Here is a 17,801-nt window from a genome sequence, read left to right as displayed (position 1 = left end):
AGTGAAATGAAGGATGTCTTAGTGTCAATAGTTGTTCCCATATATAATCAGGAAAGGTATTTACACACGAGTATTCCCTGTTTGATGGAGCAGTCATACAAAAATATCGAAATTATACTTGTTAATGATGGATCAACAGATAGCAGCAAGGAGATTATTGAAAACTACAGTAAAGTCGATAAAAGAATATGTTGCGTTGATAAAAAAAATGGAGGTTTGGTTGATGCAACGATTGCAGGAATTCAAGCATCGCGTGGACGCTATATCGCTTTCTTGGATCCAGATGATCGTGTAGGAAAAGATTTTATTTCACGATTTATAGATGAACTAGATCAGGATTATGATTTTCTGGCCAGTGGATTTTATTATGATAACTGCGGTAGCTTAAATCCGTATTTTATTAGCAATACGGTTGTCTATGAAGGTAACGCCCTTAGGGAATTGAGAGATACTTATTTGTACTCTGAGAAGAGCGGAAGAGTTTCACAACAAGTTTTCTTTGCACGGTGGAATAAGTTGTATAAGGCTGAGACGGTAAAAACGGCGATAGAGACATTTGAACAATGTAAGGGGATAACATTAGGAGAGGATACGATTTTTACTTTCTTGGTGTTGATGCAAAGTAAAAAGGGAAAAAGCATTCAAGGCGTTAATTCGTATTACTACAATATTGGAAATCAGAACTCGATGATGAAAAGCAAAGACATCAGTGGGTATTTGAAAAAAGCAAATAAAGCGTATACAACATATGCGGAGATATTAACGGATAACGGAGGAAAAGTTAATAACGCATTGGTATTATATTTCTTCCTGATTGAATCTCTTTATACCGGCTTAAATAATAACCTTGATAAATTTAGGGAACTGTATAGAACTTTGAAAAATGATGACGTATATGCAGCGGCTTTAAAGTATATTTTCCACACGACATCAAGTTCAAGGCAAAAGGTATCGCTTGCAATGAGATTGTACTGCCCGTTTTCATCCATATACCTCTTCGCAATGAATAATTGTGTGACTGGACTGAAAAATATCCGCAATTATGCAAGAGAATCAAAGACGTTTATTCGAGACTGCAACCGTGTTGGATTAAAAAAGGGAATATATTTAGCAAAATTCAGAAAGCAACGTAGAACAGCATTCACAGATATAAATGCACTAATGCCAGAGATGGATTCTAGGATTTCTTCGATTATAAGTGACTTGAAGTTAAAGCCTGAACAGGAAACTGTAGAGAAGAATATTTTTGTGTTCTGGTGGGATGGATTCGAAAAGGCACCAAGTGTTGTGAAAAAATGCATAAAGTCGGTTGAAGACAATTATAGTGGTTTTAATGTAATACGGATTTCAAAAGATAACTATAAAAACTATACAGATATTGATCCGATGGTGTTAGAAGGGTTTGAAACCGGAAAAATATCAGTACAGACTTTTTCAGATATTCTTAGATTTAATCTGTTAAAGAATAACGGTGGCATGTGGATTGATGCAACTATCTTTTTTGTGAATAACTACGATTTGATTGGGAGACTTGGAGAGAATCAGTCATTTAATACACTTGAATTTGCAAGTAGTAGAGAATTTTTAAACTATAAGGGGTTCGCTTGTTCCTGGTCTGGATTTTTTATTGCATCGAAAAAGAATGGTTTGTTTGTAAGAACAATGGATGCGATTTTTAGAGAATACTATAAAAAATATGGTACTTACACATTATATTTCTTCATTGATGCGGCATTTATGACTTGCAAAATTAATGGCGTAGATGATGATGTACTGATGAAGAGTCAAAAGTGTGACGGTGATATGTTTTTGCTTTCTAGAGTGGGAAATTATCCGTATAACGAAGCATGTATGACTGAAATTGGAAAACTTCCACAGAAACTTGCGTGGAATATAGAGTTATCTAAAAACGAGAGAACTTTTTATACAGTGTTGTTGAATTAATATTTTAATCCTGAAAGGGACAGGTGTGTATGGAAATATTAAAATATATTATTCATCCTAGTAGAATTATAAAAATCGTTGAATGGGCTCAGATGAAGAGAAAATTCAAATCAATAGGAGAAAATTGCAAAATTGGGTTAAATTTTTCAATTGTAGGGCCAGAAGATATCACTATAGGAAATAATTTTGTTGGCGGTGACAATATTTCTTTGTGGGCTTGGGAAAGCTATAATGGGAGAAAAAGAAGTCAGAGGCCGAACCTAATTATTGGAGATAAAGTTACGGTCACAAATAATTGTGTAATCACATGTGCGAATAAAGTGACAATCGGAGATGGGACTTTATTGGGCAGAGGAACGTTTATTACTGATAATAGCCACGGAAAGAATGAAAGTGTTGAAGAGTTAAGGATTCTGCCTAGCAATAGAGAACTGTATAGTAAAGGACCAGTAAACATAGGTAGAAATGTGTGGACAGGTACAAATGTTTGCATTATGCCAGGAGTGTCGATTGGTGATGGTGCGATAATTGGAGCCAATTCAGTAGTAACTCATGATGTGCCAGCCGAAAGTGTTGCGGTTGGTGCGCCAGCAAGAGTAGTTAGGAGTTTGGGAAGTGATAAGGTATAGTATGAAAATAAGAAAAGATAGCGCTCTATTTTTTGCATTAACACTTCCATTATTTAAACCACTATCAATGGATTTCTTTCCGGTTACGAGTTCATTTTATTCGATCCTTTCTATAGTCACTTTTGTATATGTATTGTTGGAAACCATAAAGAATAAAATAAAGATTCATTTGGTAACGCAGTGCATGATTTTATTAGAAATAATTATTTTTATTAGTACTGCTATTAATTCTGGAAGTATGAGAAATGCAGTAGACAATGCAATCTTAATAGTGTATGCAGCGATTTTTATTAATTATTGTGCTGAAAAAAATCGAATGTTTTTGCTGATCAAAAGCATGATGCTACATTTAGAGTTATGTACATATATAAATCTGGTTACAGTGATAATGAAGCCAGATGGATTTTTTACAAGAACTATATCTGCTTATGGGAAAACGCAGGAATGGTTTTTGGGCTCTGATCATTACTTTGTAGTATGGGCGATACCAGCATTTTTAATAGCAATACTCTATTGTGAACTTACAGGAGATAAAAAAAGAAGTTATTTTCTTATTTGTGCAACCATTGTGACCCAGTTTATCAAAGGATCATCAACGGGTTTGGTAGGAGTTGTTATTTTCTTATTGTGGTTGGTAATTCCAATTATTCGTAAGGTTATGACTCCATTTAGATGTTTAATTGTGGCAATAGTATTGTTCGTTTCGATCGTTTATTTGCGAAATTCGGATTTTCTAGAGCCTATTATTGTAGGAATGCTAGGAAAAGATATGACTTTTACAAATCGATTGGAAATATGGGATAATTCTATTAAAGCAATTGGAAATAAACCTTTGTTAGGCTATGGAATTCTCTATACAGATGCTGTGATTGGATTACTTGGTCGAACAGAAAGCGGTTTTATTTGGAGAGGTGCAACGCACTGCCATAACCAATTTCTGCAGATTGGTTTAATGTCTGGAATTATTGGTTTGGTAGCATATATTGCGGCAATTGTTATGGCATTTTGGGGATGTAGAAGTTGTGATAATAAAAGAATGGGACAAGTAGCAACAATATGTTTGTTTATTTTTTGTGTAATTAGCATAACAGAAGTATACCAATATCCGCAAATGTATATGCTGTTCATATTACCGTGCTACTTAAATAATGTAGAGCTGTATACTATGAGCGATGTGCTAGAGAGATGAGCCAAATAGAGATAGATAAAAGAGAGGAAGGAAATGAAGAATGAAATATGATGTCGGCATATTAACATTTTGGAATGTTCCTAATTATGGAACTTTTGCTCAGGCATATGCGCTGCAAAAAGCAATAGCAGCAATAGATGAACAAAGAGATGTTCGCCAAATAGCTTATTTAAACAAGAAACACTATAATAGCTATTACGCAAAATTACCACCAGTAGGTGTTTTTGGAAGAAGTTTTTATAGAAAATTACCTTCTTATCTTAATAAAAATTCGCCGTATAATCTAAGAAAGAAAAATTTTTTAGATGCATATAAAGTGATTCCGCATACCGAAAATTTGTCGTCGAATGACTTAAGCAATACTGAATTCAATACTGTGATTTTGGGAAGCGATATTGTCTGGGATTATTCATTTGATTTATTTGATCATGATTCTTATTTGTTTGGAAACAATATTAAGGCAACTAATATTAGTGCGTATGCAGCTAGCTTTGGTACAATAAAAAGAAATAGCAAATACCCTCAGTATGTTATCGACGGTATTAAGAAAATGAAAAAGATATCAGTAAGAGATGAAAACTCAGCGGATATTGTCGAGGAAATAACCGGAGAGCGGCCGACAATTGTTTTAGATCCGACATGGCTTTGGAATTTTAATGAAGACAAAGCAATTCCAGAAATTGATTACAAGGATTATATGATTGTATATGGTCAGGATTTCAGTAAAAGAGCAATTGATCAGATAATAGAGTATGCGCAGTCACATGATTTGAAGTTGATTTGCCTCGATTGTAATAATGACAATTATGAATGGTGCGAAATCCTTCTAAAACAATACCAGCTTTCCCCGCTTGAGTGGATTGCTTTATTTAAAAATGCGACTACTATTGCTACAACGACATATCATGGATTAACGTTTTCGTTGATTTTTAAGAAAAGATTTGCTTTCTTTAAGACAAATTTTATTATGGACAAGGCAGGAAGCTTTCTAAGAGAACTTGGTTTGTATGATTTGTTTAACAAGGAAGGTGTAACAATAGAAGAAATGCTAGGATATGAATGGAATTACGAAAAAATTAATTCTGTTATAAATATGAAACGTAAAGAGTCATATGATTTTTTGAAGCAAATAATTGAATAGCGAAATCTAGGGGAGAGTATAGTAAGTTTCCATATTAAGGAGTATAAAAGGTGAAAATAAATCGAACAAAAAACGCAGCAAGAAATATGGTGATGGGATTTATAAATAAGATTATTGTTCTACTTTTACCTTTTTTAGTTAGAACGGCATTTATATACAGTCTTGGAGCAGAATACTTAGGCTTGAACAGTCTATTTAGTTCAATCTTATCTGTATTAAGTGTGGCGGAGTTAGGGTTTAGTAGCGCTGTTGTTTTTAGCATGTATGAGCCTATCGCCAAAAATCAGCAAGCAAAAATTTGCGCACTTCTAAATTACTATCGGTCAATTTATCGGGTAATTGGAACCGCTGTCTTAATTGGTGGAGTGGTTTTAATGCCATTTCTGCCGAGATTAATTAATGGAGAATGTCCGGATGAACTCAATATTTATATATTGTTTGCCATGTACCTGTTTAATACTGTTTCTAGTTATTGGTTTATGGCGTATAAAAAATCAGTTCTTGAGGCATTTCAAAGAAATGATTACATATCGTTGAATGATACGATAACAACAGGATTGACAAATGTTATTCAGTTAATTCTTTTGATAGTTTGGAAAAGCATTTATGTGTATTATTTTTATGTTGCAACTATGCTGATTTTAACTATTACGAATAACATTCTTAATGCAAGAATTGTGGATAAAAAATTTCCACAGCTTAGATGCAAAGGAAAGATAACATCGGAAGACAAAAAAGAAATCAAAAAACAGGTATCAGGTTTAATGGTTTCAAAAATATGCTTTATGACGCGGAATTCATTTGATAGCATATTTGTTTCAGCGTTTATTAGTTTGACGATGACTACTGTTTATAATAATTACTACTATATTGTGAATGCTATCGTAGGAGTAATGAATGTAATCACAAGTGCCATGATAGGTGGAATAGGAAATAGCATTGCTGCGGAATCAAAAAAGAAGAATTATAACGATTTTACAGTTTTTAATTTTATATATATGTGGATTTCAAGCTGGGCAACTGTTACGCTATTTTCTCTCTATCAAAACTTTATGGTTTTGTGGGTCGGTGAAGAATTGATGCTGCCTCTTTTGGCTCCAGCCCTCTTTTCAATCTATTTTTATGCTTTAAAAATGTGCGATATTAGAACAACGTATACATCCGCGGCAGGATTATGGTGGGAAAATAGATCGCGCGCAATATGTGAGACCGTTGCAAACATTATATTGAATTACCTTTTGGTTCAACTTTGGGGTGTTTATGGCATTGTCCTTGCTACAATTATTCCGCTGGTTTTGATCAATTTCGGATTCGGAGCACAGGTCCTATTTAAACATTATTTTACAGAAGAAAAAATCTCTAGGTATTTTATTGATAATTTGAGTTATGCTGTAGTTACAATAATCTCAGCAATAGTTACGTTTAAAGTTACGACTTTTATTGGCGAATACACGGTGCTGAATTTGTTTATAAGAGGAATCATTTGTTGTATTCTTCCAAACATTTTACTTTGGGTTGCATATTGCAAGAGCTTGAAATTCAAGATGGCAAAGGAGTGGGTGCTTACAAAAATAAAAAGAGATTAAGAATACCCTTCATAAAAGGGAGATACTAATCAAAAACTTGTCCAAAGAATATGATTAGCGCCTATTAGGAAAACACACTGTCAAAGAGGTTTGTAGCGGGGGTTAGCCCGCTACTGCGGTATCTTCCGTAGTGTTGATTTCAATGTACTCGGCAATCTTGCGGAGCTCGTCAGCAAATTTGAATTTCACGCTGATATTGCCGTTTTCATAGACCTTGATATAGTCCACAAGTTCAACCAAGATTTCACGGTTGAGGGCTTCAATGTTCTGATACTTCATAAAGGCTACCAGTGCAGGATGCTCGTTGTCCACACCGTTTGCCAGTTCTGCGCGTTCAGTGTTCAGCCGGGTAAGCACCGCGGAAATATCAGAAGTCTGCCGTTCATAGTCAGCCTTCATATCCCGGTATTCCTGCTGGGTGATTTCACCGTCTTTCCAGTCCTGATAAAGAGATTGCTTGTAGCGTGTTATCTTTGTCAGTTCCCTCTCTTTTGCAGCTATCAGATCGTCCAGTCGGTAAGACTGGCTTTTTTTGATTGGAGCGGAATTGATCTGCGTGACGATTTCCGAGTAGGAAACAGCCAAATGTACCTGATGCTGTACAGCGAACAAAACAGCAGCCTCCAGCCGTTCATGCTTGATTGAGTGCATGGTGCAGGCTGTCCGGGAACGGTTCTTGTAGGTTGAGCAAGAATAATATACATTGTTGTTCTTGCCAACGCATCGGGTAATGGCCCGCCCGCAATCGGCACATTTCAGAAAGCCGCTGAATAAATGTACCTCACGGCCTTTCGGGGAAGTACGGGTATCACGCTGTAAGAGAGCCTGTACCTTGTCGAAAGTTTCATAGTCGATAATGGCCTCATGCGTTCCAGCCACTTCCACCCATTCCTCGCGTGGAACAGCTTCAATCTGGTGTACCTTGTAGCTTTTCACCCGGCTTCGGCCTTGGGCTAAATCCCCGGTGTAGGTCGGATTGGTAAGAATGGAGTGGATCATGCGGACTCCCCACATAGGATCGTCATACCCTCTTGTCGAAACAGGCAAGCCCTTTTGTACCTTGTAAGCCGAGGGGCTCGGTACGCCGTGTTCGTTCAGGTACAGCGCGATAGCACGTTTTGATGACCCTTGAATTAAAGTTGAGAAAAATGTAGGTGACATTGAGGGGCTTTGCGTGATTGAGCCTGCTGTTCATGGTGATGCACGTGGCTATTTCATGGAAACCTACAACGAAAAAGATATGAAGGAAGCCGGCATCGATATTCACTTCGTACAGGATAATCAGTCTATGTCCACGAAGGGCGTGCTGCGCGGTCTGCATTTCCAAAAGCAGTATCCGCAGTGCAAGTTGGTGCGCGCCGTGCGCGGCACAGTGTTCGATGTTGCTGTTGACCTGAGAAGTGATTCTACGACCTACGGCAAATGGTATGGTGTTACCCTGTCGGCCGAGAACAAGAAGCAGTTTCTCATCCCGGAAGGTTTTGCGCATGGATTCCTGGTTCTGAGTAATGAAGCAGAGTTTTGCTACAAAGTCAACGACTTCTGGCATCCGAACGATGAGGGCGGCATGGCTTGGAACGATCCTGAAATCGGCATCGAGTGGCCGCAGCTGAAGGGCGAATACAAGGGAAGTGCAAGTGCAGAGGGCTACACTCTGGAAGATGGAACTGCGCTGAACTTGAGTGATAAAGACCAGAAGTGGCTGGGACTGAAGGATACCTTTAAGTTTTGATTAAAAAGCCGTGTGAGAGTTCACACGGTAGTTGCTCGGATAATCACACACCTCTTCGTGGTGAGCAGCAGGCAACGATCCATTTTGATCGGCTGAGATGTGAAAAACGAAACTTATAGTAAAAGAATATTGTCAGAAAAAGGTATGAAAAAACTATGAAAAAACTATGAATACAACATTACTTATCATGGCTGCTGGTATCGGTAGCCGCTTCGGAACAGGAATCAAGCAGTTGGAGCCGGTGGATACTTCTAATCACATCATCATAGATTACTCGATCCATGACGCAATTGAGGCAGGCTTCAATCATGTAGTCTTTATCATCCGTAAGGATATCGAGAAGGAGTTCAAGGAGGTCATCGGTGATCGTATTGCATCCATTTGTTCCTCTCACAATGTAACGGTAGACTATGCTTTCCAGGATATCAACGACATTCCGGGAACTCTGCCGGAAGGCCGTACAAAGCCATGGGGAACCGGTCAGGCTGTGCTTGCTGCAAAGAAAGTTCTTGATACACCGTTTATTGTGATCAATGCAGACGATTACTACGGCAAGGAGGGCTTTAAGGCTGTCCATGAGTATCTGGTGAATGGCGGAAAGTCCTGTATGGCTGGCTTCGTGCTGAAGAATACTCTGTCCGATAATGGTGGTGTAACCCGTGGTGTTTGCAAGATGGACGACCAGAACAATTTGACTGAGGTTGTGGAAACCAAGAATATTGTAAAAACTGCAACTGGGGCAGAAGCAGATGGCGTGGCTGTGAATGTAAATTCTCTGGTTTCCATGAACATGTGGGGATTGACTCCGGAATTTTTAGATGTACTGGAAGAGGGCTTCAAGGAGTTCTTCGAGAAAGAAGTACCGAGCAATCCTCAGAAAGCCGAGTATCTGATCCCAATCTTCATCGGTGAACTGCTGGAGCAGGGCAAGATGTCTGTGAAGGTTCTGAAGACCAACGACACCTGGTACGGCATGACCTACCATGAAGATGTTGCGGCCGTAAAGGATAGCTTTAAAAAGATGCTGGAGAACGGTGTGTACAAGGCTGACCTGTTCAGTGATCTGTAAACGACGATGAAAGAAACGATTGATTTACTCGGGAAGATTCTCACAAACATTCTGACGGCTCTCTACGAGCCGTTTGGATTCTCGCTCCTGATTTCCTTCCTGGCCTTGTTTTTCTACCTATATGCATATGAGCCTACACATGCGGGCAAGGGCTGGAAGAGCGCCATAGTGACTTGGTATCAGAAATTTAAAGAGAGTGCGTTTTTCCGGAAGTTGTTCCTATTGGTTTTCGTGACTTCGATGATCCTGTTTAGAACTCTGCTAAACCGTAATCTGTGGATGAATCCGTTGTCCAATGTCATGGGCGGATGGAGTATTTGGGAGACCGTGAACGGCGAGCAGAAGCTGACCACCGAGTGCATCGAGAACGTGATCATGATGGTGCCGTTTTCAGCAGTAGTGATGTGGACGTTCGAAGAAAAGGTGGGTCACGGTTGGAAGAAGAAACTGTGGCAAAGCAGTAAAATAGCATTTATCTTTTCTGTAAATATTGAGATGCTACAATTATTGCTTCGCTTGGGAACATTCCAGCTATCAGATATCTTCTATAACACAGTCGGCGGAGTAGTAGGTGGTTTGGTGTACTATGCGACGATAAAGGCAAGAAAGCGTCTGTAAAACTGGCTGAAATTGTGATATACTGGGAGCGGTAGCTCCCTACGCTGCTCGTAATAATCACACACCTCTTCGTGGTGAGCAGTAGGCAACGATCTAAGAATCAGGGATTCGGTGATCAGCTGAGATGTGAAGAAATTGAGAGGAGGAATAGCTCATGCATGTGTATAAAGAACTCAGTTTTGTGGGAAATAAACCGGGATTAGACAGCTTGGCAAAAAATATATATACTGTGTTTCCTGTGAATTGGATTAAGCCAAAACGTAATCAGATGTTGAAAGATTATATTCTTGCTGATTATGTCGGAGATCAAGCTCCTCATGCTGAGGTCTCAATTTATTATGGAAAAGATACCTGGCGTGACGGATATGTTAAGGTTTGTAATATTGTTCCACTACAAAAGAACCAGTTAACTATTGAGGAATATAATCAGTTGCTCGATTTATTTTATAATGATATAGCTAAAGTGTATGGTCAAACACATGATGATATTAAAGTTGTCGGACCGTCAACGGGTTGCTTTAACCCACTTGATTATATTTCTGAATCGGCACTAAATAAATTAACTTTATTTTGTAATACTGCAAATAAGTCTACTGGTTCATCGCATCCTTGTGATGAGGAACGTTGGTTTGATTTTATTTGTCAAACAGTGGATGATGGAAGAGTATTTGATTATGATACCTTGTCTAAATTTTTACAAGATGAGGAGTATTGGGGAAAGAAGGAAAAAGGATTTTTAGGTGTAATTGGACAGTTTGCATGGAGTGACGAGAATGCGCAGGAACTTGCATCTGAGTACGATAACTATGTTCGGATTCTTCAGTACTATAAGAAAACAAGACTGGGAGAATAATGGGCATGTTGGATGTTGTTTTGACAATTATTAACGTGATACTTGCAGTTGTTTCCGCTTTTGGAGCATGGAATTCAATTAAATATTTTCGGAAAAGCAAGAATCTTACAATTTTTGCACAGACAAACAAAGCATTAGTTGAAGTACAAAAAATGTTAATAAAGTTACCAGAAGCGTTGTCTGCTTCAAATTCTTCGAGACGGGGAAAGAAAGGACTTAGCTTACATAATACTTTATGCGATATCGGACAGGAGCTTAATGCAAATTTGACTGAAATCAACTCAAATATACCAACAGAATATTCAGATGCGATTCGTCAATTACAGAATAAGGATGGCTTTAACTTGCAGGCCTATATTAATTCGTATATTAGTGGCGAGGCAGTACAGAACAATGGTATTGATTCAGATGATTTCAATGTTTGTCAGGCGAGGCTTTTGGAAATACAAGACTATCTGAAAAAATCGGCACTGGAAACAGAAGAGAAATTGAAATAAAAATACACTAGAAGTTATATTGATTACAAAGCTATACTTAAACCAAAAAGGAAAGAGGTTATCACCTATGCCCAGAACTAAAGGTAGCAAGAATAAGCCGAAAACTGTGACCGCTGATTTTGCGACGCAGCTTGCAGAAAAGCAGTCCGCAAAGGAAGCACTCTCTGCTGAGATTGCATCCATTACCGCAAACATTGACACTTTGAAGGCTGACTTGAAAGTGAAGAAGGTTGCTCTGAAGAAGGCCGAAAAAGAAGTGGCAGCTCTGGAAGCAAAGAAGGCAAAGGCAGATGCTAAGGCTGCAGAAGAAGCAAAGAAAGCAGAAGCGGAATCCGTTCTGAAGAAATTGCTTGCCGAGGGCATGAGTGCTGATGAAATCCTCGCTAAACTGAAATAACAGAAAAACCCGTAATGAACGTTTGGCGAGCCTGTTCATTACGGGTTTTAGGATTACAGGAATACGGATTCATCCGGCAGCATCAAATCGATAATATTCCGGCAGGTTGAGCTGCTTGATAAATGCATGGTGCTGGGCGTGGTAGTGCCGAAGATCATACCCCCAGATGATGCAGTTCAAGAAGCTTTACCAACACCAGATTGATATGAATGCGTTTGGCATCGGCAATCTGAGCAGCATCCATCTTGCGTTTCGTCATCTGATAGACTTCCTCGCTGTCCAGCATCAGGTGGGATGCAAAAGCGTTTGGCTCATAAAGACAGATCTGCTTGTCTGTAATCGCCAGAGACTTATTCAGCGTGTGCAAGTCCATCAGAATCTGATGCTCCAGATAATGCCCCAGAGCGTACCCGCAGACCATCTGCTTTGTCTGCGAATCAAGATGACTGTTGATAAGAATCAATGGCTTATCAAAGTGGAGTGAAAGAAAACCCAGCACATCTTTGAAGCGAGGTGTTTCAAGGATGTCCAGGCTGCAGCTTCGCGCAATCCGTTTGATGTTGCGGGTGCCGGTATTTTGGACGAGGTCATTGGCTGCTTGGTAAATAAGAATGGAATCCATAATGTGCTCTCCTTTCGAGGATTTATAATATTTGCTCAGAATGTGGTTGATAAAAATGCTTAGAATAAACGAGGGGAAAATAAAAACAACATTACTTATCATGGCAGCTGGTATCGGCAGCCGATTTGGAACGGGTATTAAGCAACTGGAACCGGTGGATGCTTCTAATCACATCATCATGGACTATTCCATTCATGATGCAATCGAAGCAGGCTTCAATCATGTGGTATTTATCATCCGTAAGGATATCGAGAAGGAGTTCAAAGAGGTCATTGGTGACCGCATTGCCTCCATTTGCTCCGCTCATAATGTAACTGTTGACTATGCTTTCCAGGATATTAACGATATCCCGGGAACTCTGCCGGAAGGTCGTACAAAACCTTGGGGAACCGGTCAGGCTGTGCTTGCAGCAAAGAAAGTGATTGATACTCCATTCATTGTAAAGGAACATAAAAATGGGAAAGTATTTCGGAACTGATGGCTTCCGTGGTGAAGCCGGAATTACATTAACAGCAGACCATGCCTATAAAGTGGGTCGCTTTCTGGGTTGGTATTACAATGCTCTGCGTGAGCGCAATGGTGATACCGACCCTGCTCGCATTGTCATTGGCAAGGACACTCGCCGCAGCTCCTATATGTTTGAATATAGTTTGGTTGCAGGTCTGACTGCTTCCGGCGCAGACGCCTACCTGCTGCACGTCATTACTACGCCCAGCGTGGCTTATATTGCTCGTGTGGATGACTTTGACTGCGGCATCATGATCTCTGCCAGCCACAATCCCTACTATGATAACGGCATCAAGCTGATCGACTGCTACGGCGAGAAGATGCCCGAGGAAATCCTGCTGCTGGTAGAGGACTACATTGACGGAAAGCTCCATGTCTTTGATAAGGATTGGACGGAACTGCCGTTTGCTCATCGTGAGCACATCGGCTGCACGGTGGACTACGTGGCAGGCCGTAACCGTTATATGGGCTATCTGATCAGTCTCGGCATCTATTCCTTCAAGGGTGTCAAGGTCGGCTTAGATTGCGCCAACGGCAGTTCTTGGAACATTGCTAAAAGCGTTTTCGATGCGCTGGGTGCGGACACCTATGTCATAAACAATAAGCCGAACGGTCTAAACATCAACAATAATGCTGGCTCTACGCATATTGAGGGTCTGCAGAAGTTTGTTGTGGAGAAGGGTCTGGATGTTGGTTTTGCCTTCGATGGTGACGCCGACCGCTGCCTGTGCGTGGACGAGAAGGGTAATGTCATCACTGGCGACCATATCCTGTATATCTATGGCTGCTACATGAAAGAGCGTGGCAAACTGTTGACCAATACTGTGGTTACGACCGTTATGTCTAACTTTGGTCTGTACAAAGCGTTTGATGAGCAGGGCATTGGTTATGCTAAGACTGCCGTGGGCGACAAGTACGTCTATGAGTATATGGCAAAGAACGGCTGCCGTATCGGTGGTGAGCAGAGCGGCCATATCATTTTCAGCAAGTATGCAAGCACCGGCGATGGCATCCTGACCAGTCTGAAGATGATGGAGGTCATGCTGGCTAAGAAGAAGCCAATGAGCGAGTTGGCGGCACCGCTGAAGATCTATCCGCAGGTGTTGGAGAATGTTCGCGTGACCGATAAGAAGGCTGCACAGAATGATCCTGCTGTGCAGGAAGCCGTGTCTAAGGTTGCTGAGGCACTGGGCGATACCGGCCGTATTCTGGTTCGTGAGTCCGGCACTGAGCCGGTCGTTCGTGTGATGGTGGAAGCACCTGACCATGATACCTGCCAGAAGTATGTTGATGAAGTGGTCAATGTGATCTGCGAAAAGGGATATAAGGTATAAAGTCAATGACGACTCTGGCAGTGTCCGGAGTCGTTTTGTGTAAGTGGAAAAGTATCATAGAAAAATGAATAATAGGAGGGGCAAAACCTATGTGTGGAATCGTTGGATTTACAGGAAATCGACAGGCGGCACCGATCCTGCTGGATGGCCTGTCTAAACTGGAATATAGAGGATATGACTCGGCTGGATTGGCTGTCCGGGATGGAGAAGCACTGGCACAGGTCGTGAAAGCAAAAGGCCGTCTGTCCAATCTGATTGAGAAAACCGATAACGGTAATGCACTGAAAGGAACTTGTGGTATTGGCCATACCCGTTGGGCAACCCACGGTGAGCCGAGCCAGACGAATGCACATCCGCATGTTTCCGGTAACTGTAGCCGTTCCGGTTCCGGCACAGTGGAGTCTGAGGTTGTTGGCGTACATAACGGCATCATTGAGAACTATACCGAACTGAAAGAAAAACTGCTGAAGCACGGTTATACATTTTATAGTCAGACGGATACGGAAGTGGTCATCAAGCTGGTGGACTACTATTATAAAAAGTACAACCTCGGTCCTATTGATGCCATCGCTAAGACGATGGTGCGTGTCCGTGGTTCCTACGCTCTTGAGCTGATGTTCCGGGATTATCCGGGCGAGATCTGGGTAGCGCGTAAGGACAGCCCGATGATCATCGGCATTGCAGACGGAGAAACCTATGTGGCTTCGGATGTCCCGGCAATTCTGAAATACACTCGCAATGTGTACTACATCGGTAATCTTGAGTTCGCAAAGCTCGTTCCGGGTGAGGCTCACTTTTATGATCTGAATGGTGATGAGATCGAGAAGCAGACCACAGAAATCAAGTGGGATGCCGAGGCAGCTGAAAAAGGCGGCTTTGAGCATTTCATGATGAAAGAAATCCATGAGCAGCCGAAAGCTGTCCAGGATACCATGAATTCTGTAATCAAAGATGGAGCTATCGATCTGTCCGGTGTGGAAATCACCGAAGAGGAGATTAAGAACTTTGAGCAGATTTATATTGTAGCCTGTGGCTCTGCATGGCATGTGGGCATGGCTACTCAGTATGTGCTGGAAGATATGGCAGATATTCCGGTGCGTGTGGAACTTGCATCCGAGTTCCGCTATCGTAAGATGCCGCTCAATCAGAAGGCACTGGTGATTGTTGTCAGTCAGTCTGGTGAGACTGCGGATACACTGGCAGCACTGCGGATGGCAAAAGAAAAGGGCATTACCACAATGGCAATCATCAATGTAGTGGGTAGTAGTATTGCCCGTGAAGCAGACAAGGTGTTTTACACACTTGCTGGCCCTGAAATTTCTGTTGCTACGACTAAGGCATACAGCGCACAGCTTGCGGCCATGTACTGCTTGGCTGTTCAGTTCGCAAAGGTGAGAGGAAAAATCACGGAGGAGCAGTACAGCTACTATATTTCTGAACTTCTGACTTTCCCGGAAAAGATGCAGAAAGCTCTGGAAGATAAGGAACGCATCCAGTGGTTTGCTGCGAAGTATGCCAATGCACACGATGTGTTCTTCGTTGGCCGTGGCATTGATTATGCAGTCTGCTTGGAAGGCAGTTTGAAACTGAAAGAAATCAGCTACATCCATTCCGAAGCATACGCTGCGGGCGAATTGAAGCACGGAACCATCAGTCTGATTGAGCAGGGAACACTGGTCATCGGTGTGCTTACCCAGAGCGAACTCTACGAAAAGACTATCAGCAATATGTTGGAGTGCAAGAGCCGTGGCGCTTATCTGATGGGGCTCACTACTTATGGTAAGTATGAAATCGAAGATCAGGTAAACTTCACGGTATATGTTCCAAAGGTGGATGAGCACTTCGTTGGTAGTTTGGCAGTGATCCCGCTGCAGTTGCTGGGTTACTATGTGTCTGTAGCCAAGGGTCTGGATGTGGATAAGCCGAGAAACCTCGCAAAGAGTGTGACAGTGGAATAAAAGATAGCAAGAGGAAAAAGTTATGAAAACAACATTACTTATCATGGCTGCTGGTATCGGTAGCCGCTTTGGAACAGGAATTAAACAGTTGGAGCCGGTGGATGATGCTGGACATATCATCATGGATTACTCAATCCATGATGCGATTGAGGCTGGTTTCAACCATGTAGTATTTATCATCCGTAAGGATATCGAGAAAGAATTCAAAGAGGTCATCGGTGATCGTATTACCTCCATTTGCTCTTCTCACAATGTAACTGTGGACTACGCTTTCCAGGATATCAACGACATCCCGGGAGCTCTGCCGGAAGGCCGGACAAAGCCGTGGGGGACTGGCCAGGCCGTCCTTGCAGCGAAAAATGTGATTGATACTCCGTTCATTGTCATCAATGCAGATGACTACTATGGTAAAGAAGGCTTCAAGGCTGTTCATGAGTATCTTGTAAATGGCGGTGAGTCCTGCATGGCAGGCTTTGTGCTGAAGAACACGCTGTCTGATAACGGTGGCGTGACTCGTGGCATCTGCAAGATGGATAAGCAGAACAACCTGACCGAGGTTGTGGAAACCAAGAATATTGTAAAAACTGCAACTGGGGCAGAAGCAGACGGCATGGCTGTGGATGTGAATTCTCTGGTATCCATGAATATGTGGGGATTAACACCTGATTTTCTGGATGTACTGGAAGAGGGCTTCAAAGAGTTCTTTGAGAAGGAAGTCCCGGGCAATCCTCTGAAAGCAGAGTATCTGATTCCTATCTTCATCGGCGAACTGCTGGAGCAGGGAAAGATGTCAGTGAAGGTTCTGAAAACCAACGATACATGGTATGGTATGACCTATCATGAAGATGTCGCAGCAGTAAAGAACAGTTTCAAGAAGATGCTGGAGAACGGTGTGTACAAGACTGATCTGTTCAGCGATCTGTAAATGACGATGAAAGAAACGCTTGATTTACTCGGAAAGATTCTTACAAACATCCTGACTGCTCTCTATGAGCCGTTTGGATTCTCGCTTCTTCTTTCCTTCCTCGCAATGTTTTTCTATCTTTATGCTTATGAATCTATTGGAGCAGGAAAAGGCTGGAAGATTGCCATAATGACATGGTATCAGAAATTCAAGGAGAGTGTGTTCTTTCGGAAACTATTCTTCCTGGCCTTTGTGACTTCGCTTATTCTGTTCCGAACCCTGTTAAACCGTCAACTGTGGATGAATCCTTTATCCGATGTCATGGGCGGCTGGGGCATCTGGGGGACAGTGAATGGTGAACAAAAACTGACCACGGAGTGTATCGAGAACGTAATCATGATGGTGCCGTTTAGTAGTGTGGTTATGTGGACGTTCCAGGAGAAGATGGAGAAAGGCTTGAAGAAGATACTGTGGCAAAGCGGAAAGATAACATTTTGCTTTTCGGTAAGCATTGAGATGCTGCAATTATTGCTTCGTTTGGGAACATTCCAGCTATCAGATATCTTCTACAACACAGTAGGTGGAGTGCTCGGCGGTTTAGTGTATTACGTGGCGATGAAGGCAAGAAAGCATCTGTAAAACTGGATGAAATTGTGATATAATGGGGCAAATGAGACTGACCGTGTCTCAGGTGGTGCCCTGACTCTGGGGCCATGGAAAACCGTGGCTCTCACTGCTCTAATAATCACACACCTCTACGCGGTGAGCAGCAGGCAACAATCTAAGGATTGGCTGAGATGTGAAGATGTGATAATGAAAAG

At 41.5% G+C, this 17,801-nt stretch carries 17 protein-coding genes and 1 pseudogene; 16 read left to right on the top strand and 2 right to left on the bottom strand.

Going from position 1 to position 17,801, the window contains the following annotated elements:
• The first annotated feature begins 6 nt into the window (after window positions 1-6).
• From MTP38_RS08120 to MTP38_RS08100, 5 genes are read left to right on the top strand one after another with little or no spacing between them, the layout of a single operon-like run.
• On the top strand, window positions 7-1,944 hold the full coding sequence (locus tag MTP38_RS08120) for a capsular polysaccharide synthesis protein (RefSeq protein WP_249233239.1): 1,938 nt from the start codon (window positions 7-9) through the stop codon (window positions 1,942-1,944).
• Window positions 1,945-1,973: 29 nt separating this feature from the next.
• Entirely contained in the window at window positions 1,974-2,573 is a 600-nt protein-coding gene (locus MTP38_RS08115) for an acyltransferase (protein ID WP_249233238.1), read from the top strand.
• Between the two features lies 1 nt (window position 2,574).
• On the top strand, window positions 2,575-3,762 hold the full coding sequence (locus MTP38_RS08110) for an O-antigen ligase family protein (RefSeq protein ID WP_249233237.1): 1,188 nt from the start codon (window positions 2,575-2,577) through the stop codon (window positions 3,760-3,762).
• A gap of 40 nt (window positions 3,763-3,802) precedes the next feature.
• Window positions 3,803-4,903, top strand: coding sequence for a polysaccharide pyruvyl transferase family protein (locus MTP38_RS08105; RefSeq protein WP_249233236.1), 1,101 nt, complete (start codon window positions 3,803-3,805; stop codon window positions 4,901-4,903).
• Window positions 4,904-4,953: 50 nt separating this feature from the next.
• Window positions 4,954-6,489 carry a lipopolysaccharide biosynthesis protein gene (locus MTP38_RS08100; RefSeq protein WP_249233235.1) on the top strand — a complete coding sequence of 512 codons (1,536 nt, stop codon included), beginning with the start codon at window positions 4,954-4,956 and terminating at the stop codon, window positions 6,487-6,489.
• 102 nt (window positions 6,490-6,591) lie between these two features.
• On the opposite strand, the gene MTP38_RS08095 is transcribed toward MTP38_RS08100, so the two are convergent.
• On the bottom strand, window positions 6,592-7,650 hold the full coding sequence (locus tag MTP38_RS08095; RefSeq protein WP_249233234.1) for a recombinase family protein: 1,059 nt from the start codon (window positions 7,648-7,650) through the stop codon (window positions 6,592-6,594).
• On the opposite strand from MTP38_RS08095, the gene rfbC reads away from it, so the two are divergent.
• The 6 genes from rfbC to MTP38_RS08065 all read left to right on the top strand — a co-directional run bounded on the left by rfbC (window position 7,622) and on the right by MTP38_RS08065 (window position 11,655).
• Window positions 7,622-8,221 carry a dTDP-4-dehydrorhamnose 3,5-epimerase gene (rfbC, locus tag MTP38_RS08090; RefSeq protein ID WP_249234678.1) on the top strand — a complete coding sequence of 200 codons (600 nt, stop codon included), beginning with the start codon at window positions 7,622-7,624 and terminating at the stop codon, window positions 8,219-8,221. The two genes, MTP38_RS08095 and rfbC, sit on opposite strands and share 29 nt — an antisense overlap.
• A 166-nt stretch (window positions 8,222-8,387) precedes the next feature.
• Complete coding sequence (locus MTP38_RS08085; protein ID WP_249233233.1) at window positions 8,388-9,290, top strand: sugar phosphate nucleotidyltransferase; 903 nt, start codon at window positions 8,388-8,390, stop codon at window positions 9,288-9,290.
• 6 nt (window positions 9,291-9,296) lie between these two features.
• Window positions 9,297-9,908: a VanZ family protein gene (locus tag MTP38_RS08080; RefSeq protein WP_249233231.1), complete on the top strand. Its 612-nt coding sequence runs from the start codon at window positions 9,297-9,299 to the stop codon at window positions 9,906-9,908.
• Between the two features lie 154 nt (window positions 9,909-10,062).
• Window positions 10,063-10,761 carry a hypothetical protein gene (locus MTP38_RS08075; protein ID WP_249233230.1) on the top strand — a complete coding sequence of 233 codons (699 nt, stop codon included), beginning with the start codon at window positions 10,063-10,065 and terminating at the stop codon, window positions 10,759-10,761.
• A gap of 5 nt (window positions 10,762-10,766) precedes the next feature.
• On the top strand, window positions 10,767-11,258 hold the full coding sequence (locus MTP38_RS08070; protein WP_249233229.1) for a hypothetical protein: 492 nt from the start codon (window positions 10,767-10,769) through the stop codon (window positions 11,256-11,258).
• Between the two features lie 67 nt (window positions 11,259-11,325).
• On the top strand, window positions 11,326-11,655 hold the full coding sequence (locus MTP38_RS08065; RefSeq protein ID WP_249233228.1) for a hypothetical protein: 330 nt from the start codon (window positions 11,326-11,328) through the stop codon (window positions 11,653-11,655).
• A 154-nt stretch (window positions 11,656-11,809) separates the two neighbouring features.
• On the opposite strand, the gene MTP38_RS08060 is transcribed toward MTP38_RS08065, so the two are convergent.
• Window positions 11,810-12,277, bottom strand: a complete 468-nt coding sequence (locus MTP38_RS08060) for an ImmA/IrrE family metallo-endopeptidase (protein ID WP_249233227.1) — start codon at window positions 12,275-12,277, stop codon at window positions 11,810-11,812.
• 100 nt (window positions 12,278-12,377) lie between these two features.
• Between MTP38_RS08060 and MTP38_RS08055 the strand changes: the two are divergent.
• The 5 genes and pseudogenes from MTP38_RS08055 to MTP38_RS08035 all read left to right on the top strand — a co-directional run.
• Window positions 12,378-12,719 (top strand): annotated as a pseudogene (locus MTP38_RS08055) (nucleotidyltransferase); the annotation flags it as partial.
• A 13-nt stretch (window positions 12,720-12,732) separates the two neighbouring features.
• Window positions 12,733-14,118, top strand: a complete 1,386-nt coding sequence (glmM, locus tag MTP38_RS08050) for a phosphoglucosamine mutase (RefSeq protein ID WP_442900514.1) — start codon at window positions 12,733-12,735, stop codon at window positions 14,116-14,118.
• Window positions 14,119-14,207: 89 nt separating this feature from the next.
• Entirely contained in the window at window positions 14,208-16,076 is a 1,869-nt protein-coding gene (glmS, locus tag MTP38_RS08045; RefSeq protein ID WP_249233226.1) for a glutamine--fructose-6-phosphate transaminase (isomerizing), read from the top strand.
• A 22-nt stretch (window positions 16,077-16,098) separates the two neighbouring features.
• A complete protein-coding gene (locus MTP38_RS08040) occupies window positions 16,099-17,001 on the top strand; it encodes a sugar phosphate nucleotidyltransferase (RefSeq protein WP_249233225.1) in 903 nt (300 codons plus the stop codon).
• Window positions 17,002-17,619 carry a VanZ family protein gene (locus MTP38_RS08035; RefSeq protein ID WP_330221113.1) on the top strand — a complete coding sequence of 206 codons (618 nt, stop codon included), beginning with the start codon at window positions 17,002-17,004 and terminating at the stop codon, window positions 17,617-17,619.
• Window positions 17,620-17,801: the final 182 nt, after the last annotated feature.

The sequence above is a fragment of the Faecalibacterium sp. I3-3-89 genome (genome assembly GCF_023347275.1).
GTDB lineage: Bacteria > Bacillota > Clostridia > Oscillospirales > Ruminococcaceae > Faecalibacterium > Faecalibacterium butyricigenerans.
This window is presented reverse-complemented; position numbering and strand designations above follow the sequence as displayed.